Consider the following 23,958-nt stretch of genomic DNA (forward strand, 5'->3'; position numbering starts at 1 on the left):
ATGACCGCCCCGTCGCCGCACCCGCGCCGCACTCTCCGGCTGGCGCTGGCGCTGCGCGGCGGCGTGTCGCTGGCGGTCTGGATCGGCGGCGCGGTGGCCGAGCTGGACCTGTTCCGGCGCGCGTCGTTGCGGGACGACACGGGCGATCATCTGCCAGCGGAGTTCTTCCTGCCCGCCGAACGCGGGCGCGTCGAGATGTACCGGACGCTGCTGGCCGACAGCGGCTTCGACAAGGTGGAGATCGACATCCTCGCCGGGGCCAGCGCCGGGGGGCTGAACGCGGTGCTGCTCGGGGTGTCTCAGGGCATCGGCATTCCGCTCGACGGCCCGGCGCACCGCACCTGGATCCAGGACGGCGGGATCTGGGAACTGCTGTGGCATCCCGGGTTCGGCCGTATCCGGTCGATCCTCAGCGGCGACGGCCGCTTCTTCCACGTGGCCCGGACCGCGCTCGAGCGGATCGCCGGGGACGGCACCGCGCTGCCGACGCAGCAGCAGACGGCGTTCTCGGCGACCGACATCACTGTGGATCTCGCGGCCACCGTCGTCGGCCGGGGCCCGGACGCGGGCGGCTACGCCGGGAACGACGCGCAGGTGCGGGATCACGACCATCGGGCCGGTTTCACCTTCACCTCCCGGCCGGGCCGCCTCGCCACCGGCTTCTCGACCGTCCCGCAGCCCGACGAGGACAGCGTGGCGGACTTCCGCACCGCGCTCGACCTGCTCGCGCTGGCGGCGCGCGCGTCGTCGTCGTTCCCGGGCGCGTTCGAGGCGGCGTCGATCTACTCCGCCGTCGCCGACGACGGATCGGCGGTACCCGGCGAGGCCACCGGGCCCGGCGGCCGGGGCGATCGGCCCCGGGACGGCCGGCTCGGGCACAACGCCGCGGGCGTCTTTCCGCTCGCCGATGTGGTGCCCGCCGGATCGGCGATGGCGCAGAGCGTGTCGTTCCGGGTGATCGACGGCGGCATCTTCGACAACATCCCCGTCGACCGGGCGATGCGCGCGATCCAGAGTGCGCCGTCGTCGGACTGCACCACCCGCCGCCTGATCTACCTGGATCCGAGTCCGGCGCTGCGGATCGAGACACCGCGCCGCCGCGCCGATCCCACCTGGCTGAACATGCTGGTCACGGCCGGAATGCTGAAGATCCGCAAGGAGTCGGCCGACGACGAACTCGATCTGGTGCGCGGCGGCAACGAGGAACTGCTGCGTCAGCGGTCCCGGGTCGCCGCGCTCGCCGGGGCGGAGGGCGAGATCCCGCTGCTGGGTGCGGTGACCGCCCGGCGATATGCCCGCGCGCGGATCGGGCCGGATGCGCGGCGGCTCGCCCGGCTGCTGCGTGAGCCCTGGGTGGAGGTGCCCGTCCGGCCGCCCGGCTGGGCCGCGCCCGGCCCGATCACCGCGCTGCACGCGGCCGGCCGCACGGACGTGCTCACCCTGGGCGACCGGCTGACCGCGCGCTACGGTGCGTCGCCGGCGCCGGATCTCTCCGGCGACCTGCAGGCGGTGATCGACGGAGTCGCCCTGCTGATCCTCTGGCTGCGGGAGATCGACGCCGCCACCGATCGGCCGCCAGCCCTGCTCCCGGTGCGCAAGGCGCAGCTCTACCGGATGCTGATCACCGCGCTGCTCGCCCGGCGCGAGGCCGTCTACCGGCCGGTCGTGACCGCGATCGGGCCGGACGGGACACTCGACGGACTGTCGGCGGCGCTGGACGCCGCCGCGCGGCAGCAGCGCGAACTGCGGATGTCGGACGCACTGTGGACGACGATCGGTGCCGCCGAGACCGGGGCGCCGGCCGAAGGCCGGTTCCTCACCGCCCTCGGCGACGGACTGACCTTCGGCGGTACCGGTACACCGCTGATCGACAGGCTGTTCCGGCGGCTCGACGAGCTGATGGCCGAGTTTCGCACGACGGCGTTCGCGCCCGCGGAGCCCGCCCAGTGGTGGTCGGGCTCGATCTGGCGGCGGGTGGCCGACGGCTCACTCGACGCACCCGGCATGGACGCGCGGCAGGCGCGTGCGCTGGTGCGCACGATGGCGATCATCGAGCTCTCGGGCACCGATGCGATCGTCGCCTTCGCCTCGATCAGCGGCACCCAGCGGCCCGCGGTGATGACCGGTGCCGTCGACGCCGCCGACCGGAATCTCTGGATCCGCCGCTGGCTGCGCGAGGTCCCGCGGGACCGGGCGCTGCTGCCGGAATGGCGCACGGGGGTGCACGCGGTGATCGATCAGGGCGAGCACCGGCCGCTGGCGGCGTCGAGCAAGCTCGCCGGAACGAGTATCGCGAACTTCAGCGGCTTCCTGGACTGGCGCTGGCGCGCCAACGACTGGCGGTGGGGCCGCCTCGACGCGGCGGCCGGAATCGTCGGCATCCTCGACGACGCCGGCGCGGACAACCGGACCGCGCGTGCCGCGTCCGTCGTCGTCGATCACCGCGTGGCCGACTTGCAGCGCGGTGTCCTCGAACAGGAGGAGACGTTCACCGACGGTGCGGGCGGTACGTGGCGCATGCCGGAGCTGAGCTACTCGTTCGCCGATCTGTCGCCGCAATACCGGTATTCGCTGGCGGCCCGGCTCGGCCCGCTGGTGGGGCGGGCACTCGCGCCGCGTGCCCGGACCCGCTGGACGCCGGCCGGGCAACTCGGCCGCGCCGCCGTGCTGCTCGCGCGCATCGTGGCGTTCCCGCTGCTCTTCCTCGCCGAACCGCTCCGGTTCGCGGCGGTCGGCGCGACGGTGCTCACCGCGGTCGCGCTCGGGCACGCCCTCTCGGCCAGCGCCCAGCGGCCCGATGCCGCCGGTGTGGCCGCGACGCAGATCACGGTGGGTGCGGTGCTGGCGATCGTCGCGCCGGCGATTCTGTGGTCGGCGTTTCGCGGGCGACGACGGCGACGTCTGTTGCGGGAAGCGATCGACGGGGCGGCCGGCGGGCCGTCGTCGGCCTGGCACACCGATCTCGACTACGCCGAGGAGTCGACGCGGCGGGCGGTGACGGCCACGTGGGTGCTCGCCGGGCTCGCGCTGACGGGCGGGCTGGCGCTGGCCGGGGCCGGCGTCGCGGCCGCGGTGGGCACGCTCGACGCGAGCCGCTCCCTGTACCCGGAGGGCTGGGTGCTGATCGGTGCGGTGGTGCTCGGGCTGGTGGCGGGAGCGTCGGCACGTGCCCGGACGGTGCCCGCCGACCTGCCGAGGCCGGCGCGTCGTCCGTGGCATGCGAGTCCGGTCAACTGGGCGGCATGCCTGCTCGTCACGGCGGCCGGGGCCGCATGCACGGCACCGTGGTGGCCGGGCCGGCCGTGGCGGGTCGACGCCGCCGCGCTCTGGCCCGCGCTGGCCGCGGCGGTCGCCGCGATCCTGCTCTGGCTCGCGCTGCACGGGTGGGCGCAGCGGGACTGGCTGGACAGCCTCGTGATCGGCGGTGCGCTGCTCACCGCCGGGGCGGCGGCGGCCGCGTACACGGCCGGGGCGTCGTCGACGACGGTGATCGCCGGGGTGCCGTGCGCGCTGTTCTTCCTGCTGCTCGGGGCCGGTTCGGGCACGATCGCTCACCGCGACCGGGGCTACGGGGAGGAGCCGGTCAGAGCGCCGATAACGGACACTAGAATGATCCCATGACTCTGGTGGCGATCTACGTCGCGGTCGTGTTCGGCTGCGGCCTGGTCGCCAGACTGCTGCGGCTGCCGCCGCTGATCGGTTTCCTCGCGGCGGGCTTCATCCTCAACGCCGCCGGGGTGGAGAAGCTGACCGGCATCGATGAGATCGCCGAGATCGGTGTGATGCTGCTCCTCTTCGCGATCGGCCTGCAACTGGATCTGCGGTCGCTGATCAAGAAGGAGGTGTGGCTCGGCTCCACCGTGCACATGGTGCTGATGTCCGTGGTCGGCGTCGGCTTCCTGTCGCTGTTGTCCCTGGCCGGCGCCTTCGGACCGGAGTCGCTGCGGGTCCTGGTGGCGATCGCGTTCGTGCTGTCGTTCTCCAGCACCATCGTCGCGGTCAAGGTGCTGCAGGAACGCGGCGACGAGCAGGCGCTGTACGGGCGCGTGGTGATCGGTGTGCTCGTGATGCAGGACATCGGCGCGGTGGTGCTGATGTCGGTCTCGCAGGGCAAGCCACCGAGTCCGTGGGCGCTGACGCTGCTGGTGGTCGTGCCGGTGATCTCCTGGAACACCCGCTACTGGAACCGGCTCGGTCACGGCGAGATGGAAGTGCTGTTCGGCATCGGGATGGCGCTGATTCCCGGGTATCTGCTGTTCACCGCGGTCGGGCTGTCCGGGAGTCTGGGCGCGCTGATCATGGGGATCACGCTGGCGCGCAACCCGGGCGCCGACCAGCTGTCGAACGCGCTGTTCCGGATCAAGGATCTGCTGCTGGTCGGCTTCTTCGTGGCGATCGGCTTCCACGGGATCCCGACCTGGGTGAATCTCGGACTGGGCGCGGCGCTGCTGGTCCTGCTGCCGGTGCAGGCGGTGGGCTACTGGGCGCTGCTGTGGCTGTTCGGGCTGCGCAACCGGACCGCGCTGCTGGCCGCCCTCGCACTCGCGAACTACTCCGAGTTCGGGCTCATCATCGCCGAGGTCGGCGCCGACGACGGCTGGCTGTCCGAGAGCTGGCTGCTCACCCTGGTGGTCGCCGTGTCCGGCGGCTTCGTGGTGGCAGGCTTCCTGAACCCGACCAGCGTGTCCGGGGTGTCCCGGCTGGCGCGGCGACTGCCCGCGCGCCATCCCGACCGGCTGCACCCGGAGGACCGGCCGATCGACATCGGCGACGCCGAGGCCGTCGTGCTCGGCATGGCGCGAGTCGGTTCCGCGGTGTACCGGCAGCTGGCCGACGAGTACGGCTACCGGACGCTCGGCGTCGAGCACGACCCGAATCGCACCGCCTATCTGGAGGAACGCGGCTACCAGGTGATCGAGGGCGACGCCACCGACTACGACTTCTGGACGCGGATGGTCGACACCGGCGGCGTCATCATGATCGTGCTGGCCATGCCCGCGCAGTACGCCAACATCGAGGCGCTGCGCGAACTGCGGCGCATCGGACACAGCGGCGCCGTCGTCGCGTCGGTGGCGCTGTACCGCGAGGACGTGCGCGAACTCGAGGAACTCGGGATCGACGTGGTGATCCACCTGTATCAGGGTGCCGGTGAGGCGCTCGCCGACCGGGCCGTCGAGGCCGTCCGCGACCAGGGCGGCGAGTCGGCCGCGGCCGGGGCGACCGGACCCGTCGCGACCCCGACCGCCGGTACGGCGGAAACGGGCGACGCGGAGACCGGCGACGCCGCCGAGACCGGGGACGCCCTCGCCGCGCCGCTGGTCCTGGACCGCCACATGATCGGCAACCGCGAGGCCCGCATCCGCGACGACACCCGGATGCCCGGCGAGCCGGGCCCCCTCTCGTAGCAGCGTCGCGACGCGGTGGCGGCGTGTCGTTCCGGAAGCAGCGCCCGCGAGCGCTGCTTCCGGAACCAACCGCTGCCACATCGTCGGGGATTCGCCGGACAGCGGCTTGCAGACGAGCGGTTGTCCACAGTTGTTTCCTGTAGCGCAACACGGGTATGTTTGCCGTGATCCAGTCATTCGGCGACAGGGCGACCGCGCGCTTGTTCCAGGGGGAGTTGCCCCGCGGGATGGGCGTCGACCTCGCGAGACGTGCTCGTCGGCGATTGGTGTGGGTCGACGTTGCCGAGACGCTGTCCGATCTACGCGTCCCGCCGGGAAATCGGCTCGAGGCGCTGAAAGGGGATCTCGATGGCTCGCACAGCATCCGGATCAATCGCCAGTGGCGAGTCGTGTTCGTCTGGGGCGAAGACGGTCCCGAACACGTGCGGATCATCGACTACCACTGAAGGGAGCAACGAGTGGACGTGATCAGCCATCCCGGCGAGCACTTGCGGGAGTACATGGACGACTACGCGCTGTCGCAGCGCGGGCTCGCGCAACATCTCGGCGTATCGGTACGGACCGTGCATGAGATCGTGCACGGACAGCGCGGTGTGTCCGCCGAGATGTCCCTCCGGCTCGGTCGCCTGTTCGGCCAGAGCGATCTGTTCTGGCTGAAGATCCAGATGGACTACGACCTGCAGCGCGCCCGCGGCCGGGTCGATCTCTCGGCGATCACGCCGCTCGCCGGGTAGCGGCGCTCCCGCGACACCCGGCTCACCGATCTCATCGGACAGGGGTCGTTTCGACGACGCGGCGTCGAAGGGCTCCCTATCAGGCTCGGGTCGGCTCAACGGGTGGGAAGACGGCTCGTGCTCAGAGCAGGGAGGCGGCGGCGGTGTCGAGGAACCAGACGGTGCGCTCGGTGCCGTGCGCGCCCGCGCACGGCCAGTCCGCGCGGGCGGCGCCGGCGGCGGCCGCGGCCACCGCTTCGGCCTTCTCGCCGCCGGAGACCAGGAACCAGACCTCACGGGAACGGTTGATCACCGGGAAGGTCAGGGTGATCCGGCGGGGCGGCGGCTTCGGCGAATCCACCACGGCCACCGCGGGCGCGGTCTCCTCGGCCGTCGCCGCGGAATGCGGGAACAGCGAGTTGATGTGACCTTCGCCGCCCATGCCGAGCAAGTGCACGTCGAAGCGCAGGTCGTCGCCGATCAGCCCGGCGTACGCGCGTGCGGCGGCGTCGATGTCGTCGCCGAACTCGCCGTCCGAGGCGGCAATCGGGTGGACCCGCGCCGGATCGACCGGCACCAGATCCAGGAGCGCCTCGCGCGCCTGCCGCTCGTTGCGTTCCGGGTCCCCGGCGGGCAGGAAGCGCTCGTCGCCCCAGTACAGCTCGACGCGCGACCAGTCGACGGCCGCCGCGTCCGCGGCCAGCGCCCGGAGCAGGCCGATGCCGTTGGAACCGCCGGTCAGCGCGATCGTCGCGAGACCGCGAGCCTGCTGCGCGCGGCCGATCGCGTCGACCAGCCGGGCCGTCGCGGTCGCGACCAGATCGGCGGAGGTGGGGAATACCAGGTGCTCGGTCTCGCTCACGGTGCTCACTTTCCGATCGTGACGCCGGAGAGGCCGTCCAGCGCGCGGCGATAGACGACGTCGGCGTCGAGGCGCCGCAGCTCCTCGGCGAGGCATTCGGCGGTGGTCCGCCGGTGGAACGGCGCGCGGCCGTCCGGGTGACCGGGGGAGTGCAGGACGCCGTCGATCCCGTCGACGGTCATCTCCAGCACCCCGTCGGGCCGGGTGAGCCGGATACTCCAGCGGCCGGTTCCGCGGGTCACCGGCACGCCGAGCTCACCGGCCAGCCAGCCGGCGAACAGGTCGACCGAGGGGAGGCGCGACGGGCCGGTGGCGCTCGCCGACAGGATCGGCTGGTGCGGCGGCCGATCGAGTGCCGAGACGAGTGTCGCCCGGAACGGGGTGATCGCCGACCACGCCAGATCGGTGTCGCCGGGGCTGTACGTGGCGCGCCGGGCCTCGAGGAACGCCCACGGGTCGGGGGCGTTGCGCGCATCGGTGATGCGCCGCGACGCCAGTTTGCCCAGCGGATCGGCGGACAGGCAGTCGGGCGCGGCCCCCGGCCACCAGGTCACCACCGGGGTGTCGGGCAGCAGGAACGGTGTGACCACCGCGTGCGCGTGGCCGGCCAGTTCGCCGGACAAGGTCAGCAGCACCACCTCGGAGGCGCCGGCGTCGCCGCCGACGCGGATCTCGGCGTCCAGGCGCACCGGTACCGACCGATCCCCGCGGATCACCACGATCACGCGGCACGGGTGCTCACGACTCACCTCGTTGGCGACCGCGACGGCGGTCTCGGCGACCTCTCCGGGCTCGGTGTCGATGAGCAGGGTGAGGACGCGCCCGACGGTCACCTCGCCGCCGCTGTTGCGCATCCGGACCAGCTTCTTGCTGACCTCCTGGGTGGAGGTGTCGGGCAGTTCGACGATCATTCGCGCGTCCTCCGCATCTCCGGCGCCCCGGTCACGGCCGCCGCCAGCTGCGTCCGGAGCGTTCCATCATCTCGTCGGCGCACTCCGGTCCCCAGGTCCCGGCCGCGTAGGTCTCCGGCGGCTCCGGCGAGGCCGCCCAGGTGTCGAGCACCGGGTCGAGGATCTCCCAGCTGAGCTCCACCTCCTCGTTCACCGGGAACAGCGACGGCTCGCCCAGCAGGACGTCGAGCAGGAGCCGTTCGTAGGCCTCCGGCGAACTGACCGTGAACGCCTCGCCGTAGCTGAAGTCCATGTTGACGTCGCGGACCTCCATCCCGGTGCTGGGCACCTTGGCGCCGAAGCGGATGTTGACGCCCTCGTCCGGCTGGATCCGGATCACCATCGCGTTCTGGCCGAGTTCGGCGGTCATCGACGCGTCGAACGGCAGATGCGGCGCCCGCTTGAAGATCAGCGCGATCTCGGTGACGCGCTTGCCGAGCCGCTTGCCGGTGCGCAGGTAGAACGGCACCCCGGCCCAGCGCCGGGTGTCGACCTCCACCGCGATCGCGGCGTAGGTCTCGGTGGTCGAGTCGGGGGAGAAGCCCTCCTCGAGCAGCCCGGGCACCTTCTCCGAGCCCTGCCAGCCGGGACCGTACTGGCCGCGCGCCGAGTTCTCGGCGATCGGCTCGATGTTCCGGGTCGACGACAGCACCTTGATCTTCTCGACCTGCAACTCGCGCGGCGAGAACGAGATCGGCTCCTCCATGGCGACCAGCGCCAGCAACTGCAGCAGGTGGTTCTGGATCACATCGCGGGCGGCGCCGATGCCGTCGTAGTACCCGGCCCGGCCGCCCAGGCCGATGTCCTCGGCCATGGTGATCTGCACGTGATCGATGTAGTGACTGTTCCACACCGGCTCGAACAGCTGGTTCGCGAAGCGCAGCGCCAGGATGTTCTGCACCGTCTCCTTGCCCAGATAGTGGTCGATGCGGAACACCGACTCCTCGGGGAAGACGCTGTTCACCAGGGCGTTGAGCTGCCGGGCCGACTCGAGGTCGTGCCCGAACGGCTTCTCGATCACCACGCGCTGCCAGGTGTCGGGCACGTCGGACGTGGCCATCCCGGTGCGCTTGAGCTGCTGCAGCACCGTGGGGAAGGCGTTCGGCGGGATCGCGAGGTAGAACGCGTGGTTGCCGTCGGTGCCGCGCTCGGAATCCAGCTCCGCGAGCGTGTCCCGCAGCAGATCGAACGCGGCATCGTCCTCGAACGACCCCTCGACGAACCGCATGCCCTCGGCGAGCTTGGCCCACTGGGCCTCCCGGAAACCGGTCCGCGAGCGCTCCTCGACGTCCTTCTTGACGAACTCCGCGAAGTCCTCGTGGTCCCACTCGCGCCGGGCGAACCCGACGAGCGCGAAACTCGGCGGGAGCAGCCCGCGATTGGCCAGGTCGTAGATGGCCGGCATCAGTTTGCGCCGCGACAGATCACCGGTGATGCCGAAGATCACCAGCGCGCACGGACCGGCGATCTGCGGCAGCCTCCGATCGTCCGGGTCGCGGAGCGGATTGACCCATCCGCCGGAGGCCGGCACGCCGCTAGCCCTTCGCGGCGGCGAGCTGGGCGGCGGTGGCGCTGAGCAGCTCGCTCCAGGCGACCTCGAACTTGTCGACGCCCTCGGCCTCGAGGACCTCGAAGACCTCCGGCAGATTCACGCCGATCTCGGCGAGCGCGGTGAAGACCGCCCGGGACTCCGCCTCCTTGCCGATGATCGAGTCGGTGTCCACCCAGCCGTGGTCGGCGAAGGCCTCCATGGTCTTGCCGGGCATGGTGTTGACCGTGTCCGGCGCCACCAGCTCGCTGACGTACAGCGTGTCGGCGTAATCCGGGTTCTTCACCCCGGTCGACGCCCACAGGGCGCGCTGCGGTCGTGCGCCGTGCGCCTTCAGGTCCGGGAACCGGACGCCGAACTCGAAGACCTCGCGGTAGGTGGCGTAGGCGAGGCGGGCGTTGGCCAGCCCGGCCTTGCCGCGCAGCGCCAGCGCCTCGGGGGTGCCGATCGCGTCGAGCCGCTTGTCGATCTCGGTGTCCACCCGGGACACGAAGAACGAGGCCACCGACTCGATCCGGGCGATGTCGTGCCCGTTCTCCAGCGCCGCGTCGAGCCCGTTCAGGTAGGCCTCGATCACCTCGCGGTAGCGCTCCACCGAGAAGATCAGGGTCACGTTGACGCTGATGCCCTCGGCCAGCACCCGGGTGATGGCCGGCAGGCCGGCCTTGGTCGCCGGGATCTTGATGAGCGCGTTGGGGCGGTCCACCAGGTTCCACAGTTCGATGGCCTGCGCGACGGTGGCGTCGGTGTCGTGCGCCAGGCGCGGATCCACCTCGATCGAGACGCGGCCGTCGACGCCGGCCGAGTCGGTGAACACCTGCTCGAACACCCCGCACGCCCGGCGGACGTCGTCGGTGGTGATCGTGGTGATCGCGGTGTCGACGTCGGCGCCCGAGGCGGCGAGCTGCGCGATCTGCGCGTCGTACATGCTCGATCCGGCCAGCGCGGCCTGGAAGATCGCCGGGTTGGTGGTCACACCGACCACCGACCGGCTGTCGATCTGGTCCTGCAGCGCACCCGAGTCGAGCAGGTCGCGGGACAGATCGTCGAGCCAGACCGAGACGCCCGCGGCGGACAGTTCGGCCAGTTTCGGATTCTGCGTCATGGGGGTTCCTCCGATTCGTCCGGTACGGGTGGGAGTCAGCGGCCGAGCAGACGGCGGGCCGCCGCGGCGACCGCGTCGGCGGTGATGCCGAACTCCTCGTACAGCTTCTGGTAGGGGGCCGAGGCGCCGAAGTGCTCGAGCGAGACGATCTCGCCGGTCGACTCGGAGATTCCGCCGCCGCCGTGCACCAGCCGGTACCACGGCATGGCGATGCCGGCCTCGACGACGACGCGCGGCACACCGGCCGGCAGCACCGAATCGCGATACGCCTGGTCCTGCTCGTCGAACCACTCGATCGACGGCATCGAGACCACGCGGGCCGCGACGCCCTCGGCGGCCAGCGCCTCGGCGGCCTCGACGGCCAGCGCGACCTCCGAGCCGGTGCCGATCAGGACCACCTCGGGGGCGCCCGCCGGATCGGACAGCACGTAGCCGCCGCGGGCCACGCCCTCGTACGACGTCCCGGCCAGCACCGGCACGTTCTGGCGGGTCAGCGCCAGACCGACCGGGGTACGGCGACGGCCGAGCAGGTGACGCCAGGCGTGTGCGGTCTCGTTGGCGTCGGCCGGCCGGACCACGTCCAGGCCGGGGATCGCACGCAGTGCGGCCAGGTGCTCCACCGGCTGATGGGTGGGGCCGTCCTCACCGAGGCCGATCGAGTCGTGGGTCCAGACGTAGATCGGGTCGATCTGCATCAGGGCGGCGAGCCGCACCGCGGGACGCATGTAGTCGGCGAACTGCAGGAAGGTGCCGGCGTACGGGCGGGTCGGCCCGTGCAGCACGATGCCGTTGAGGATGGCGCCCATCGCGTGCTCGCGGATGCCGAAGTGCAGGGTGCGGCCGTACGGGTCGGCAGTCCAGGTGGAGGTGCTGATCGACGCCGGGCCGAACGACGTCGCGCCGTCCATGGTGGTGTTGTTGGAACCGGCCAGGTCGGCCGAGCCGCCCCACAGCTCCGGCAGTACCGGACCGAGCGCGGAGAGCACCTTGCCCGACGCCGAGCGGGTGGCGACGGCCTTGTCGCCGGCCTCCCACGACGGCAGCGCGTCGGTCCAGCCCTCCGGCAGCGCCTCGGCGTACAGCCGGTCGAACAGCGCCTTGCGCTCGCCGTTGGCGGCGGCCCAGGCGTCGAACTCGACCTGCCAGGCGGCCCGCTCGGTGGCGGCGCGATCGGCGAGTGCACGGGTGTGCGCGATCACCTCGGCCGGCACCTCGAAGCTCTGCTCCGGATCGAAGCCGAGGATCTTCTTGGTGGCGGCGACCTCGTCGGCGCCCAGCGCGCTGCCGTGCGAGGCGCCGGTGTTCATCTTGGTCGGGGCCGGCCACGCGATGATGGTGCGGATGAGGATGATCGACGGCTTGTCGGTGACGCTCTTGGCGTGCTCGACGGCCTTCTCGATCGCGACGATGTCCTCGCCGCCCTCGATGTGCTGCACGTCCCAGCCGTACGACTCGTAGCGCTTACCGGTGTCCTCGGTGAGGGCGATCTGGGTGTCGTCCTCGATGGAGATGTGGTTCTGGTCGTAGAAGACGATCAGATTGCCGAGCTCCTGGGTGCCGGCCAGCGACGACGCCTCGGAGGTGACGCCCTCCTCGATGTCGCCGTCGGAGGCGATCACGTAGACGTGGTGGTCGAACGGGCTGTCGCCGGCCGGGGCGTCCGGATCGAACAGGCCGCGCTCGCGGCGGGCCGCCATCGCCATGCCCACCGCCGACGCCAGACCCTGGCCGAGCGGGCCGGTGGTGATCTCGACGCCCTTGGTGTGGCGGTACTCGGGGTGGCCCGGGGTCAGCGAATCCCAGGTGCGCAGCGCCTCGAGGTCGCCCAGCTCGAGGCCGAAACCGCCGAGGTACAGCTGGATGTACTGGGTGAGGCTGGAGTGGCCGCAGGAGAGGACGAAGCGGTCGCGGCCGACCCACTCCGGATCCTTCGGGTCGTGCCGCATCACACGCTGGTAGAGGGTGTACGCCAGCGGGGCCAGGCTCATCGCCGTGCCCGGGTGACCGCTTCCGCAATGCTGGACCGCGTCCGCCGCGAGCAGCCGGGCGGTGTCGACCGCCCGGGTGTCCACGTCAGTCCAATCGTCAGGGTGTACCTGCTTGGTCAGCTCGGCGATCTGTTCTGTAGCGGTCACGGTTCGGGGATCTCCTGAGGGTGTGAAACGGCTGATTCCCCCAGCCTAGGGCATAGGGCCGGCGTTCGTCCGGCCAGGACGGGCCGATCGCGTGCGGCGGACCCGATTCTCCGCTCCGCCGCGCGAGGGCTACCATTCGAGGCGAAGCAGCCCTTCGGGAGAACTCTCCGTGGTGGCTGGCGTGCGCGCCGGTGCGCACTTCTCGAGCAGGCAAGGGAGCCAGGCGTTGAAGATCGGGCAAAGCGTGGATTCAGACGCTTCCGCCAGCGACTCCTCGTCGTCCCCGGTCTCCCCGGATCCCGCGGCGGCACCGGCAGGACCGGCGACGATCCCGGCCCGGATCAAGGCCACGGCGGGCGCCTACATCGCGCTCACCAAGCCCCGGGTGATCGAGTTGCTGCTGGTCTCGACCATCCCGGTGATGCTGCAAGCCCACCGCGGGCACGTCGACATCGTGCTGATCCTGGTCACCGTCGTCGGCGGCTGGATGGGCGCGGCGAGCGCCAACAGCCTGAACATGGTGGCCGACGCGGACATCGACCAGAAGATGAAGCGCACCCAGCGCCGGCCGCTGGCCCGGCACGCGGTGCCGGTGCGCAACGCGCTGATCTTCGGCATCGTGCTCGCCGCCGCGTCGTTCGTGACGCTGTACTACGGCACGGCCGACGACGCCGGGCACCGCTCGTTCCTGCCGTCGATCCTGGTGATGATCACCATCGCGTTCTACGTGTTCGTGTACACGCTGATCCTCAAGCGGCGGACCTGGCAGAACGTGATCTGGGGCGGTGCCGCCGGGTGCATGCCGGCGCTGATCGGCTGGGCGGCGGTGACGCACAGCCTCAGCTGGCAGCCGTTCGTGATGTTCCTGGTGGTCTTCTTCTGGACCCCGCCGCACACCTGGGCGCTGGCCTGGCGCTACCGCGAGGACTACGCGGCCGCGGGCGTGCCGATGCTGCCGGTGATCGCCACCCCGGAGCGGGTGACCCGCGAGATGCTGATCTACACCTGGCTGACCGTGCTCACCTCCTTCGCGCTGATCCCGGTGACCAGCTGGATCTACCTGGTGGTCGCGGTCGGCACCGGCGCCTGGTTCCTCTGGTACGTCACCAAGCTGTACGTCAACACCCGGCGCGGCGCCGAGGTGAAGCCGCTGAAGATCTTCCTCAAGTCCAACGAATACCTGGCCCTGCTGTTCTGCGGTCTCGCGGTCGACGCGGTGCTGAACCTGCCGACCATCTCGTCATACTTCTCCTGACCGGCGCCCGTCTGGGACAGTGAGCCGATGAAGCACAGTTCCGTCGTCCCGCTGCTGGGTGTGCTGATCGCGGCGGTCGCCGCCGTCGGCGGCATGGTTCTGGCGTGCGTCGCCGAGGCGGCCGGCTGGCGCGTGGTCGGCGCGCTGATCGCCGCTGTCGTCCCGGTGGCGATCCTCACGTGGCTCCGGAGCCGCTATCCGTCGGCGGCCCTGATCGCACTGATCCTGATCCCGACCGCCCTGTTCGCCGTCGGGATCACGGTGGTCGCGATGATGTCGGACAGCCGGGCCGGCGGTGCGGGGGCCGGGCCGCGGCCGGGCGGCGGCGCGCCGGTCACCGAGGAGCTGCCGGCCGATCCGCAGGGCGAGTTGCGTGCCGCGCTGGACCACGCCGATCAGCTGGTCCCGAACGGCTCGCGCAGTGTACTGGAGATCCGCATCAATGATCTGTCGACGTCGCTGCGCGTGTACGACCCGGCCACCGGCGACGCGGTGTACGCCAGTCGCAGCGACGGGCGGTGGTATTCCGCGGACCGCAGGCGTGCCACCGACCGGCGCACGTTCTCCCGCGCGGACATCGACCGACTCGACCTGAACGCCGCGACACCCGAGGTCGCGAAGGCGGCGGCCGCGCTGAAGATCACCGGATCGCATCCGGCCGACGGGATCACGCTCTCCCGGCGCAGCGACGACCTGCTGGTCGCCGAGTATCAGATCGACATGCACGCGATCCAGGTCGACGCCGCCGGGCACGTCGCGCCGACCACCGATGCGGCCTTCCTCGACACCGCGATGCCGCTGCTGCAGAAGGTGATGCGGCAGTACCGCCTGGACCCGGCGGCGCCGCTGGTGCGGGAGATCGACTTCATGGCGCTCGCCGAGGGATCGTCGTCGGTGTTCGCCTCGGCGATCCAGAACTCCGGCGGGGTCAACGTGGACTTCACCGGCGGCCCCTATGAGTCGTTGAAGATCGTGCCCGGCTGCTTCCCCGAGCTGCGGCCGCGGAACTCGCGGGAGAGCACCGGTTTCCGGGCCGATACGGTGACCACCGCGGCGCTGGTGAAGGCCCGCGACGACCTGCTGGCCCGGAACGACCTGAAGCCGTTCGACGGCGACCTGGTCGCCTTTCAGGCCGGACCGGCGCCCGGTGACCGGTCCGGTGACGAAGTGATCATGATGCGGACCGGGCCGATCGGGGTGCGCGCCGAAGGCGTCTACGCCCGCAGCGGCACCTTCCTGCGCTCAGGTCTGTGGTGACTCGAGGGAGCGCTGCACCTGCTTGGTGAGTGCGTCCTGCATCGGCGCGGGCGCGGTGACGACGCCGCGCTCGGACAGCTTGTCGAGGCTGCCGATCACCTTCTCCAGATAGGTCGCCCGTTCCGGGCCCGCGGTGCCCTCGGCGTGCTGCAGCAGGCCGAGGGCCCGGCGGCATTCGCCGGCGTCGGTGTCGTCGAGATGGCCGGTGCCGGTGGTGCGCGCGTACCGGTCGGCGGCCGCCCAGTCCGTGCGGAGCATGCTCACCGCGTCGACGTACTCCTGCGCGTCGTCGTCTCCCGGGTAGGAGTCGGTGCGCAGGGATCCGGCCAGGTCGAGGGCGTCGTGGAAGTTCACGATCGGCGGGGCGCTCAGGTCCCACATCGCCGGGTAGCGCAGCAGCATCGACGGATCGAGCTCGTAGACGCCGTAGGCGGCGAGGATGTCGTCGTGATGACCGGTCGCGGCGGTCCAGCGCTCGCGGCGCGCCTGACGGCCGTCCCGGGCGGCGGGCGCCGCCGTCCCGGCGCCGGGGAACGCCGCCACGATCACGCCGAGGCCGAGGAGCAGGGCGAGGCAGATGCTGAGGGCGACCGCGCTCATCGGCCGGATGGCCGCCAGCAGCACGACGGCCACGGTCACGGCGATCCCGATACCGGCCCGGGCCGGCGACACCCGTGTCACGGGAGGAGCGCCGTCGAGCCGGTCGTCTGCCGGTTCTCCAGGTCGCGGTGGGCCTGCGCGGCATCGGCCAGGGGATAGGTCTGTCCGACGCGGATCACGACGTCGCCGTCGGCGACCGCCTCGAAATACTCGCCCGCCCGCCACGCCAGCTCGTCGGGGGCGGCGATGAAGTGGGCGAGCGTCGGGCGGGTCACCGACAGCGAGCCGAGCGGATTGAGCCGCTGCAGATCGAACGGCGGCACCGGTCCGCTGGCGGCGCCGAACAGCACCACCGTGCCGCGCACCGCGGCCGATTCCAGGGACTGCTCGAAGGTGGCGGCGCCCACGCCGTCGTACACCACGGGCACGCCGTGCCCGTCGGTCAACTCGCGTACCCGGGCGGGGATGTCCTCGTGATAGCGAAGCACCGTCTGCGCGCCGGCGGCGAGCGAGAGTTCGGCCTTGCGGTCGCTGGACACCGTGCTGATCACCCGGATCCCAGCGCGCGTGGCGAGCTGCGTGAGGATCAGGCCGACGCCGCCCGCGCCGGCGTGGACCAGGACCGTGTCGCCGGCCCGCGGCTGTGCGCTGCCGCCGGCCCGCTGCGGCAGGGACGGATTCAGCAGGTAGTGCGCGGTGAGGCCGCGCAGCAGCGACGATCCGGCCGCCTCGTCGGAGACGCCGTCGGGTATCCGGAGCGCCCGTGCCGCCCGGACGACGACCAGTTCGGCGTAGCTGGCCGGCGCATCGCACCAGGCCACCCGGTCACCGACGGCCAGTCCGTCGACCCCGGCGCCGAGCGCCACGATCTCGCCTGCGCCCTCGTGGCCGGGCACGTAGGGCAGGGCGATCGGGTAGAGACCGTGCCGGAAGTAGGTGTCGATGAAGTTCACCCCGGCCGCGCGCACCCGCACCAGGATCTCGCCGGGGCCGGGCGCCGGATCCGGGACCGGCCCGTACCGCAGGACCTCGGGACCGCCGGTGGACGTCACAGTGATCGCGCGCATGACTTCAGTGTGGCACGCGGCGCGGACAGTTGTGTTTATACAATTGATCGGGTGACCGGTCCCGCACCGCTCTCGACGAGCCGCAAGCGCGCCGTGCTCATCACCTGCTGCACGGCGATCCTCATCTCGACGATGGATTCCACCATCGTCAATCTCGCGCTGCCGACGATCGGCCGGGAGTTGCACGCCTCGCTGTCCCATCTGCAATGGGTGGTGGACGGCTACACGCTGACCCTGGCGAGCCTGCTGCTGCTTTCCGGGGCGATCGCCGACCGCTTCGGACGGCGGCGGGTGTTCCAGATCGGCCTGACGGTCTTCGCCGCCGGATCCCTGCTGTGCAGTCTGGCGCCGAACATCGAGGTACTGATCGCGGCGCGGTTCCTGCAGGCGGTCGGCGGCTCGATGCTCAACCCGGTGGCGATGTCGATCATCACCGTCGTCTTCACCGACCGCGTCGAACGCGCCCGCGCCATCGGTGTCTGGGGCGCGGTCGTCGGCGTCTCGACCGCGGTCGGTCCGATCGTCGGCGGCACGCTGATCGACTCCCTCGGCTGGCGGTCGATCTTCTGGATCAACCTGCCGATCTGCGCCCTCGCCCTCGTCCTCACCGCCGCGGTGGTGCCCGAATCGCGCTCGGCGAGCGCCCGCCGCCTCGATCCTATCGGCCAGGTGCTGGCCGTTCTCGTCCTCGCCACCCTGGTCTTCGCGCTCATCGAGCGGCGGCCACTGCTGTTGCTGGTCACCGCCGCCGCCTTCGCCGCCTTCCTCTGGCACGAGAACCGGCACCGGGCGCCGTTCATCGATCTGCGCTTCTTCCGGAGCTTCCCGTTCTCGGCCGCGACGATGACCGCGATCGTCGCCTTCGCCGGATTCGGTGCCTTCCTCTTCACCATGTCGATCTATCTGCAGTCCACCCGGCAGCTCAGCGCCGTCTCCGCGGGCCTGGTCTATCTGCCGATGGCGCTGGCCGTCCTGGTGATGTCGCCGCTGTCGGGCCGGCTGGTCGGCCGCTACGGGGCACGGCCGTCGATGGTGAGCGCCGGCACCGTGATGACCGTCGCCGCGGTGCTGCTGGCGCTGATCGGCGACGACACGCCGATTCCGGTCGTCGCCGCGGTGATGGCGGTGTTCGGCATCGGCTTCGGTCTGGTGAACGCGCCGATCACCAACGCGGCGGTCAGCGGGATGCCCATCGACCGCGCCGGGGCCGCCGCCGCGGTCGCCACGACGAGCCGGCAGATCGGCATCAGCGTCGGTGTCGCCCTCTGCGGCGTGCTGGCCGGCGCCGCGCTGTGGTCCACGGTGGCCGTCGCGATGGTCGGCGTGATCGTGCTCGGTGTCGTCTCGACCGGTGCAGCCGCGGACCGCTCCCTGCGGCGCGTCGCCCCGCTGTTCGACGACGACCCCGTCGCCCGGACCGAGGCGGTGAGCGATGCCCGCTGAGCCGCCGCCCGACCCCGACGAGGTGTGGTCGCTGCTGGTGCACGCGGTCTTCGACAGTCGCGACGCCTGGCGCCGCGCGGTCGTCGAGCGCACCGGCCTCCCGTTCTCCCGGGTCCGGGTGCTGCGGCGCCTCGATCGAGGAGGCCCGCTCAGCCTGAAGGAACTGGCGCACGCGGCCGCCATGGACGCACCGGCGACCACGGTGGCGGTCAACGAGCTGGCGGCGGCCGGACTGGTCTCGCGCGACGTCGACCCCGCCGACAAACGGCGCCGCCTGGTATCGCTGACCGCCGCCGGCCGCGCCGCGGTGGCCGTCGCCGACGCGACCCCCGACCCGGCGCCCCCGGAACTCGCCGCCTTCAGTGGCGACGACCTGCGGACCCTCGCCGGGCTGCTCCGCAGACTGGCACCGTGACGGCTGTCGTGGGCGGCGAGACCGCGCCGCTATCATGAGACGCATGACCGAAGAGACCACCGCCCAGACCGCGAACGACGCACCGGCCGAGTCCGCGCCGGGCAAGGGCGTCGTGAACTCGATCCGCGGCTACGTCGCCACGGAGGACGGCGCGGCCAAGGCCGTGCTGCAGCCCGCCGGGTCGGCCGGCGTCCGCATCACCCTGGTCGGGGAGAAGGACGGCGTGCTCGGCGACCGCGTGGTGCCCAGCCTGGACGACGCCCGCGAGGTGGTCGCCGCCGTCGACGGCCTCGAGACCGCCGAATGGGATCGTGAACTCACCACCGCGGCCACCACCGGCCCCAAGCACTGGCGCAAGATGGCCGGCTGGGTGGCCAACTCCTCGCGGTTCCCGAAGCCGCGCAACCGCAAGGTCGTCGACTACCGCTGACCGCGGCCCCGCCGCAAGCCGTGGCGACCGAGCTGGCTTTTTGCTGGTCGAGCCGCCTAAAGCTGGTCGAGCGGAGTCGAGACCAACACCTCTCGACCGGGTGAGTGGTCTCGACTCCGCTCGACCATCATGTGGAGTCCGCTCGACCATCATGTGGAGTCCGCTCGACCATCATGTGGAGTCCGCTCGCCCGCCACGTCGCGGATCGTCAGGACAGATCGCGGGTACGACCGGCCTCGACCGCCGAGAGCAGCAGGAAGGTGGCGCCGGTCATCAGGAGGGCGGAGCCGAACATGTGCAGGATCACCAGCAGCATCGGCAGGTGCGTCAGGTACTGCACGTAGCCGATCACGCCCTGCAGGATCAGGATCGCGGCGAACCAGAGCGATGCGCGGCGCCAGGCGAGGTGGGCGAGGAACGCCAGGGCCAGCAGGCCGATGGTGGCGCCGACGAGCGTCCAGACGGCATCGACGTGCAACTGGGTGGCCTGCGTAGGCTGAAGCCCGTTGCGGTGTGAGTGCTCGTCACCGGAATGCGGACCGGAGCCGGTGACCACCGTCCCGAGGTACACGGTGATCCAGGTCAGCAGGTAGACGACCCACGCGAGGAGCAGGCCGAGCCGGGCGATCACCGAATCGCGGGGGAGGGCCACCTCGTCGACGGAGGCGGCCGCCCCGGCGGGGCGGGTCCGGTAGACCAGCCAGGTCGCCAGCGAGATGATCGCCATGGTCAGCACGAAGTGCAGCGCGACGACCCACGGATTCAGCTTCGTGAGGACCGTGATGCCGCCGATCACCGCCTGCAGCGGGATGCCGAGGGCCACCCAGGTCGCGAGCTTCCGGGCCACCCGGTCCTTCGGCCGATAGCGCATCGCGGCCAGCCAGGCACCGATCGCGACCACGACCAGCACCCACGTCAGCATCCGGTTGCCGAACTCGATGAGACCGTGATAGCTCACCGGCGGCGTGTACTTGCCGTCGCCGCACTGCGGCCACGTGGGGCAGCCGAGGCCCGATCCGGTGACGCGGACGGCACCGCCGGTCACCACCAGCAGGATGTTGGCCGCGAGATCGGCGACCGCCCACGCGAAGAGGAAACGCAGTGACGGAGTCCGGAAACCGAACCAGTTACTCATTCGAACTTGAACCACCTGATAGCGAGCGCGCCACCGACGGCGGCCCAGAGGAGAAGCACGACGATCCCGGCGACGTCGAACGAGGAGTGCGCGGTGGCCCGGGTCAGCGCTTCGGTGAGTGCTCCGGAGGGGGTGCAGCGCGCGAGGATCTTGACCGCGCCGGGCACCTTGTCGTCGTACACGACGAGGCCGGCGAAGGCGAGCAGGACGAACCAGATCAGGTTGCCCAGCGCCAGGACCACCTCGGCCTTGAGGGTGCCGCCGAGCAGCAGGCCGAGTGCGGCGAACGCGAGGGTGCCGAGCGCGATCACCAGGATGCCGATCGCCAGGCCGGCGGCCGACGGCCGCCAGCCGAGCGCGAGGGCGATCAGCCCGATGATCACCGCCTGGCCGGCGACGACGATGACCACCGCGAACGACTTGCCCGCGATGATGCCCCAGCGCGGGATCGGGGTGGCCCCGAGGCGCTTGAGGGCGCCGTAGCGCCGGTCGAAGCCGACGGCGATGGCCTGACCGGTGAACGCGGTCGACATGATGGCGACCGCCATGATCGCCGGGACGAAGGTGGTGACCCGCGCCGCGGTGGTGTCGCCCGCATCGGTGGTCAGCGGGAGCAGGCTCAAGCCGATCAGCAGGGTGACCGGGATGAACAGGGTGAGGAGCAGCTGCTCGCCGTTGCGGATCAGCAGCAGCAGTTCCATGCGGGTCTGGGCGGCCAGCATCGCCGGCAGCGGGGCCGGGCGCGGGGCCGGGGCGAAGGTGCCGGGGGCGAAGCGGTTACTCATGCGCGCACCTCGCGTCCGGTCAGGCTGAGGAAGACCTCTTCGAGGCTGTCGGTGGCCGCGGTGAGCTCGGTGGCGAGGATGTCGTGCTCGGCGCACCAGGCGGCCACCCGCGCGACGAGGTCCGGGGTCACCGGGCCGGTCACCGTGACGGCGTTCGCGGTCGCGCCGGGCGCCGCGCCGCAGCGGTAGTCCGCGCCGAGCGCCGCCTCCAGATCGGCGGGGGCGACGGGGACGGCGGTCACCAGCCGGAGCCGGTCCTGCGCGTGCGCGCCGGTCAGATCGGCCGGGGTGCCCGCGGCGACGACCCGCCCGCGGTCGATGATGACGATCCGGTCGGCCAGTTCCTCGGCCTCGTCGAGCAGGTGGGTGGTGAGCAGGACGGCGACGCCGTCGTCGCGCAGCCGGGACACCAGCTCCCACACCAGGATGCGGGCGTGCGCGTCCAGGCCGGCGGTCGGCTCGTCGAGGAAGACCAGTTCGGGGCGGCCGACCAGCGCGCACGCGAGGGCGAGTCGTTGCTGTTGCCCGCCGGAGAGCCGGCGGTAGGGCGTGCGGGCGCAGTCGGCGAGGCCGAGGGTGGTCAGCAGCCACTCGGGGTCGAGCGGGTCGGCGCTGTAGGCGGCGCACAGCGACAGCATCTCGGCGGCCTTCGCGCCGGGATAGGCGCCGCCGCCCTGCAGCATCACGCCGATGCGGGCGCGCAGGGCGTCGTTGTCGGCGATCGGGTCGAGACCGAGGACGCGCACCTCACCGGCGTCGGGCGCCGCGAAGCCCTCGCAGATCTCCACGCTGGTGGTCTTGCCCGCGCCGTTGGGGCCGAGGAGGGCGAGGATCTCGCCGCGGGCCAGCTCCAGATCCAGGCCGTCGACCGCGGTGACGTCGCCGAATCGCTTGACCAGTCCGGTGACCTGAACGGCCGGAATGGAAGCGGGATCGGAGGGCACGACCAACAGCCTAGGCCCCGGGCGCCGTCGCCCGGCAGGCGGGTCAGCGGCGGCGCCGGGCCCGCATCCACCGCCGGAGCGGGTGGTCGATGAAGAAGAACACACTGGTCACGAGCATGACGGCGACGCCGGTCGCCAGCGATTGCAGCACCGTCAGCGGCGGTGTTCCGGAGGCGGCGGGCATCACGACGATGGCGATTATCGCCGAGATCACAACGGTGGTGATCCGGAACCAGCGCGTGGTGGCCCACGCGGCGAGCGGGATGACGGCCCACAGCAGGTACCAGGCCTGCACGAAGGGGAACAGCACCACCACGGTCGCCATCGAGATGCCGAGTCCACCGAGCGGATGGATGCGGCCGGACAGGCACGCCAGCAGCCACCGGACCACGAAGAGCGCGGCGATCAGCTCGCCGATCGGGCGGGCGATCTCCAGGATGGCCTCGGTCTGCTCGCCGAGACCCAGCCACAGGCCGAGCCGGCCGGACACCACGCCCAGCAGCGTCGGCATCGACATCCACGAGCGGACGATGCCGCCGGTGGAGAGCGTCCGCGTCCAGCCGAAGCCGAGGCCGGTGCCCAGGCAGATCGCGACCACCACCACGACCATCACCGTCGCGGTGACCAGCCCGGCGGCCAGCAGCGCCCGGATCGACTCGCGCGACCGGTCCCACCACTGACTCCGCGGGGCGTTGCGCAGGGCGGGCAGAGTAGCGCCCCAGCGGCGGGCGAGGGCGACGCCGACGAAGCCGAGGGCCAGCATCGAGGCGACCTTGATCATCGCCGACGCCGAGATCATCGCGATACCGGCCAGCAGCAGCCAGCCGGCCGGCGACGGCCGGCAGCCGCCCGGCACCCAGAGCCGCCGGATCCCGTAGATCGCGCGGAAGCTCCATTCGACGCCGACCAGCATCATGCCGATCATCAACGATTCGTTATGGATGCCGCCGACCAGGTGGATGATGGTGAGCGGATTCATGGCGCCGAGCCAGAGCGCCGCCACCGACGACACGCCGCAGCGATGGGCCAGGCGCGGCAGCGCCCAGACGATCATCGCCAGCCCGCACAGCGCGAGCAGCCGGTGCAGCGCGATGCCCGCCGTGATGTCGTAGCCGGTGACCCGGGTGATCTGTTCACCGAGCCACAGGAACAACGGGCCGTAGGGCGCCGGCGTGTCCTTCCAGAGGTTCGGCACCGACACGGTGAGCGGGTGGTCCACGCCGAGGCCGCGCATCGGGCTGTACCGGTAGGGGTCCATCCCCCGATAGGCGATCGCGCTCTGCGCGAGATACGAATAGACGTCCTTGCTGATCAGCGGTGGTGCGACGAGAAGCGGCGCGATCCACATCACCAGCGTCCGGTCGGCCTGGCGCCGCGACATCCGGCGCACCGGGCTGCGGTTCTCCGCGACCTCCACGCCGTAGCGGCCGATCGCGTAGCGCCCGAGCAGGATCCAGGCCGCGACCAGGATCATGGTGCCGCCGATGGTGATGGTCAGCGCCGTGGAGAACATCCGCGACGGCAGCGACAGCACCCGCATCCCGACGATCGGGTTCTGCAGGACCGGCATCATGCCGGTGCCGAGCGAGCCGATCAGGATGAGCACCGTCCCGGTGGTGCCGAACAGCCGGATGCGGCGCAGCCGCTTGTTCTCCAGCGCGTTGAGCGGGCCGACCTCGTGCTCGTCACCGTGCAGCCGGGCCAGGGTGACGCCGTAGTCGCCGGTCGCATCGATGTCGGTGTTCCGCGACGGCCGGGACAGGCCGAGGTAGTCGAGTGCCGGGCGCACTCCGGGAACTTGCCGCACGGGTGAGACTCTAGGGCATGGCCGCGTCCGGGCCGGTGCGGCGACGTCGCCCGCGCTTAGGTCACCCTTGCTGGAACGCCCGGAATAATTACGTCACAATA

At 71.4% G+C, this 23,958-nt stretch carries 20 protein-coding genes; 9 read left to right on the forward strand and 11 right to left on the reverse strand.

The window, feature by feature from the left end; all coding sequences use genetic code 11:
• The 4 genes from ACSEEN_RS03515 to ACSEEN_RS03530 all read left to right on the forward strand — a co-directional run bounded on the left by ACSEEN_RS03515 (position 1) and on the right by ACSEEN_RS03530 (position 6,139).
• Complete coding sequence (locus ACSEEN_RS03515; protein WP_440712312.1) at positions 1 to 3,621, forward strand: DUF3376 domain-containing protein; 3,621 nt, start codon at positions 1 to 3, stop codon at positions 3,619 to 3,621.
• Positions 3,618 to 5,405 (forward strand): cation:proton antiporter domain-containing protein, encoded by a 1,788-nt coding sequence (locus tag ACSEEN_RS03520; RefSeq protein ID WP_440712313.1) that lies wholly within the window; start codon positions 3,618 to 3,620, stop codon positions 5,403 to 5,405. Before ACSEEN_RS03515 ends, ACSEEN_RS03520 begins: the two co-directional genes overlap by 4 nt.
• Before the next feature lie 155 nt (positions 5,406 to 5,560).
• On the forward strand, positions 5,561 to 5,851 hold the full coding sequence (locus ACSEEN_RS03525) for a type II toxin-antitoxin system RelE/ParE family toxin (protein ID WP_440712314.1): 291 nt from the start codon (positions 5,561 to 5,563) through the stop codon (positions 5,849 to 5,851).
• 12 nt (positions 5,852 to 5,863) lie between these two features.
• Positions 5,864 to 6,139 carry a HigA family addiction module antitoxin gene (locus tag ACSEEN_RS03530; RefSeq protein WP_440712315.1) on the forward strand — a complete coding sequence of 92 codons (276 nt, stop codon included), beginning with the start codon at positions 5,864 to 5,866 and terminating at the stop codon, positions 6,137 to 6,139.
• A 121-nt stretch (positions 6,140 to 6,260) separates the two neighbouring features.
• Here the strand turns inward: ACSEEN_RS03530 and pgl are convergent, their stop codons facing one another.
• Genes pgl through tkt form a run of 5 tightly spaced genes read right to left on the reverse strand, consistent with a single transcriptional unit; the run spans position 6,261 to position 12,719 of the window.
• The gene (pgl, locus tag ACSEEN_RS03535) at positions 6,261 to 6,980 is read right to left on the reverse strand and encodes a 6-phosphogluconolactonase (RefSeq protein ID WP_440712360.1); all 720 of its coding nucleotides are present in this window, start codon (positions 6,978 to 6,980) and stop codon (positions 6,261 to 6,263) included.
• A 5-nt stretch (positions 6,981 to 6,985) separates the two neighbouring features.
• Entirely contained in the window at positions 6,986 to 7,891 is a 906-nt protein-coding gene (locus ACSEEN_RS03540) for a glucose-6-phosphate dehydrogenase assembly protein OpcA (RefSeq protein WP_247867883.1), read from the reverse strand.
• Between the two features lie 31 nt (positions 7,892 to 7,922).
• A complete protein-coding gene (zwf, locus tag ACSEEN_RS03545) occupies positions 7,923 to 9,461 on the reverse strand; it encodes a glucose-6-phosphate dehydrogenase (protein ID WP_440712316.1) in 1,539 nt (512 codons plus the stop codon).
• 4 nt (positions 9,462 to 9,465) lie between these two features.
• Positions 9,466 to 10,584 carry a transaldolase gene (gene tal / locus ACSEEN_RS03550; protein ID WP_298442403.1) on the reverse strand — a complete coding sequence of 373 codons (1,119 nt, stop codon included), beginning with the start codon at positions 10,582 to 10,584 and terminating at the stop codon, positions 9,466 to 9,468.
• Positions 10,585 to 10,619: 35 nt separating this feature from the next.
• Positions 10,620 to 12,719 carry a transketolase gene (gene tkt / locus ACSEEN_RS03555; protein WP_440712317.1) on the reverse strand — a complete coding sequence of 700 codons (2,100 nt, stop codon included), beginning with the start codon at positions 12,717 to 12,719 and terminating at the stop codon, positions 10,620 to 10,622.
• A 328-nt stretch (positions 12,720 to 13,047) separates the two neighbouring features.
• On the opposite strand from tkt, the gene ACSEEN_RS03560 reads away from it, so the two are divergent.
• Both ACSEEN_RS03560 and ACSEEN_RS03565 read left to right on the forward strand, forming a co-directional pair.
• Positions 13,048 to 13,974, forward strand: a complete 927-nt coding sequence (locus tag ACSEEN_RS03560; RefSeq protein ID WP_440712361.1) for a heme o synthase — start codon at positions 13,048 to 13,050, stop codon at positions 13,972 to 13,974.
• A 27-nt stretch (positions 13,975 to 14,001) separates the two neighbouring features.
• Positions 14,002 to 15,231 (forward strand): hypothetical protein, encoded by a 1,230-nt coding sequence (locus ACSEEN_RS03565; RefSeq protein ID WP_440712318.1) that lies wholly within the window; start codon positions 14,002 to 14,004, stop codon positions 15,229 to 15,231.
• Here ACSEEN_RS03565 and ACSEEN_RS03570 read toward each other — a convergent pair.
• Both ACSEEN_RS03570 and ACSEEN_RS03575 read right to left on the reverse strand, forming a co-directional pair.
• Positions 15,217 to 15,912, reverse strand: a complete 696-nt coding sequence (locus tag ACSEEN_RS03570) for a hypothetical protein (RefSeq protein ID WP_440712319.1) — start codon at positions 15,910 to 15,912, stop codon at positions 15,217 to 15,219. The two genes, ACSEEN_RS03565 and ACSEEN_RS03570, sit on opposite strands and share 15 nt — an antisense overlap.
• Entirely contained in the window at positions 15,909 to 16,898 is a 990-nt protein-coding gene (locus ACSEEN_RS03575; RefSeq protein WP_298442394.1) for a quinone oxidoreductase family protein, read from the reverse strand. Before ACSEEN_RS03575 ends, ACSEEN_RS03570 begins: the two co-directional genes overlap by 4 nt.
• Positions 16,899 to 16,949: 51 nt before the next feature.
• Here ACSEEN_RS03575 and ACSEEN_RS03580 point away from each other — a divergent pair, with 51 nt between their 5' ends.
• From ACSEEN_RS03580 to ACSEEN_RS03590, 3 genes are read left to right on the forward strand one after another with little or no spacing between them, the layout of a single operon-like run.
• A complete protein-coding gene (locus ACSEEN_RS03580; protein WP_440712320.1) occupies positions 16,950 to 18,341 on the forward strand; it encodes an MFS transporter in 1,392 nt (463 codons plus the stop codon).
• A complete protein-coding gene (locus tag ACSEEN_RS03585) occupies positions 18,331 to 18,756 on the forward strand; it encodes a MarR family transcriptional regulator (protein ID WP_298442390.1) in 426 nt (141 codons plus the stop codon). The genes ACSEEN_RS03580 and ACSEEN_RS03585 overlap by 11 nt, the downstream gene beginning before the upstream one ends.
• Before the next feature lie 43 nt (positions 18,757 to 18,799).
• Positions 18,800 to 19,186 carry a hypothetical protein gene (locus tag ACSEEN_RS03590; protein WP_247867873.1) on the forward strand — a complete coding sequence of 129 codons (387 nt, stop codon included), beginning with the start codon at positions 18,800 to 18,802 and terminating at the stop codon, positions 19,184 to 19,186.
• Positions 19,187 to 19,394: 208 nt separating this feature from the next.
• Here the strand turns inward: ACSEEN_RS03590 and ACSEEN_RS03595 are convergent, their stop codons facing one another.
• The 4 genes from ACSEEN_RS03595 to mptB are packed head-to-tail and all read right to left on the reverse strand — an operon-like array spanning position 19,395 to position 23,857.
• Complete coding sequence (locus tag ACSEEN_RS03595; RefSeq protein ID WP_440712321.1) at positions 19,395 to 20,321, reverse strand: COX15/CtaA family protein; 927 nt, start codon at positions 20,319 to 20,321, stop codon at positions 19,395 to 19,397.
• Positions 20,318 to 21,106 (reverse strand): ABC transporter permease, encoded by a 789-nt coding sequence (locus ACSEEN_RS03600; RefSeq protein ID WP_247867871.1) that lies wholly within the window; start codon positions 21,104 to 21,106, stop codon positions 20,318 to 20,320. Before ACSEEN_RS03600 ends, ACSEEN_RS03595 begins: the two co-directional genes overlap by 4 nt.
• On the reverse strand, positions 21,103 to 22,059 hold the full coding sequence (locus ACSEEN_RS03605) for an ABC transporter ATP-binding protein (RefSeq protein WP_440712362.1): 957 nt from the start codon (positions 22,057 to 22,059) through the stop codon (positions 21,103 to 21,105). The genes ACSEEN_RS03600 and ACSEEN_RS03605 overlap by 4 nt, the downstream gene beginning before the upstream one ends.
• A gap of 34 nt (positions 22,060 to 22,093) precedes the next feature.
• Complete coding sequence (gene mptB, locus ACSEEN_RS03610) at positions 22,094 to 23,857, reverse strand: polyprenol phosphomannose-dependent alpha 1,6 mannosyltransferase MptB (protein ID WP_440712322.1); 1,764 nt, start codon at positions 23,855 to 23,857, stop codon at positions 22,094 to 22,096.
• Between the last annotated feature and the right edge of the window lie 101 nt (positions 23,858 to 23,958).

The organism is Gordonia marina, from assembly GCF_052036135.1.
Classification (GTDB): domain Bacteria; phylum Actinomycetota; class Actinomycetes; order Mycobacteriales; family Mycobacteriaceae; genus Gordonia.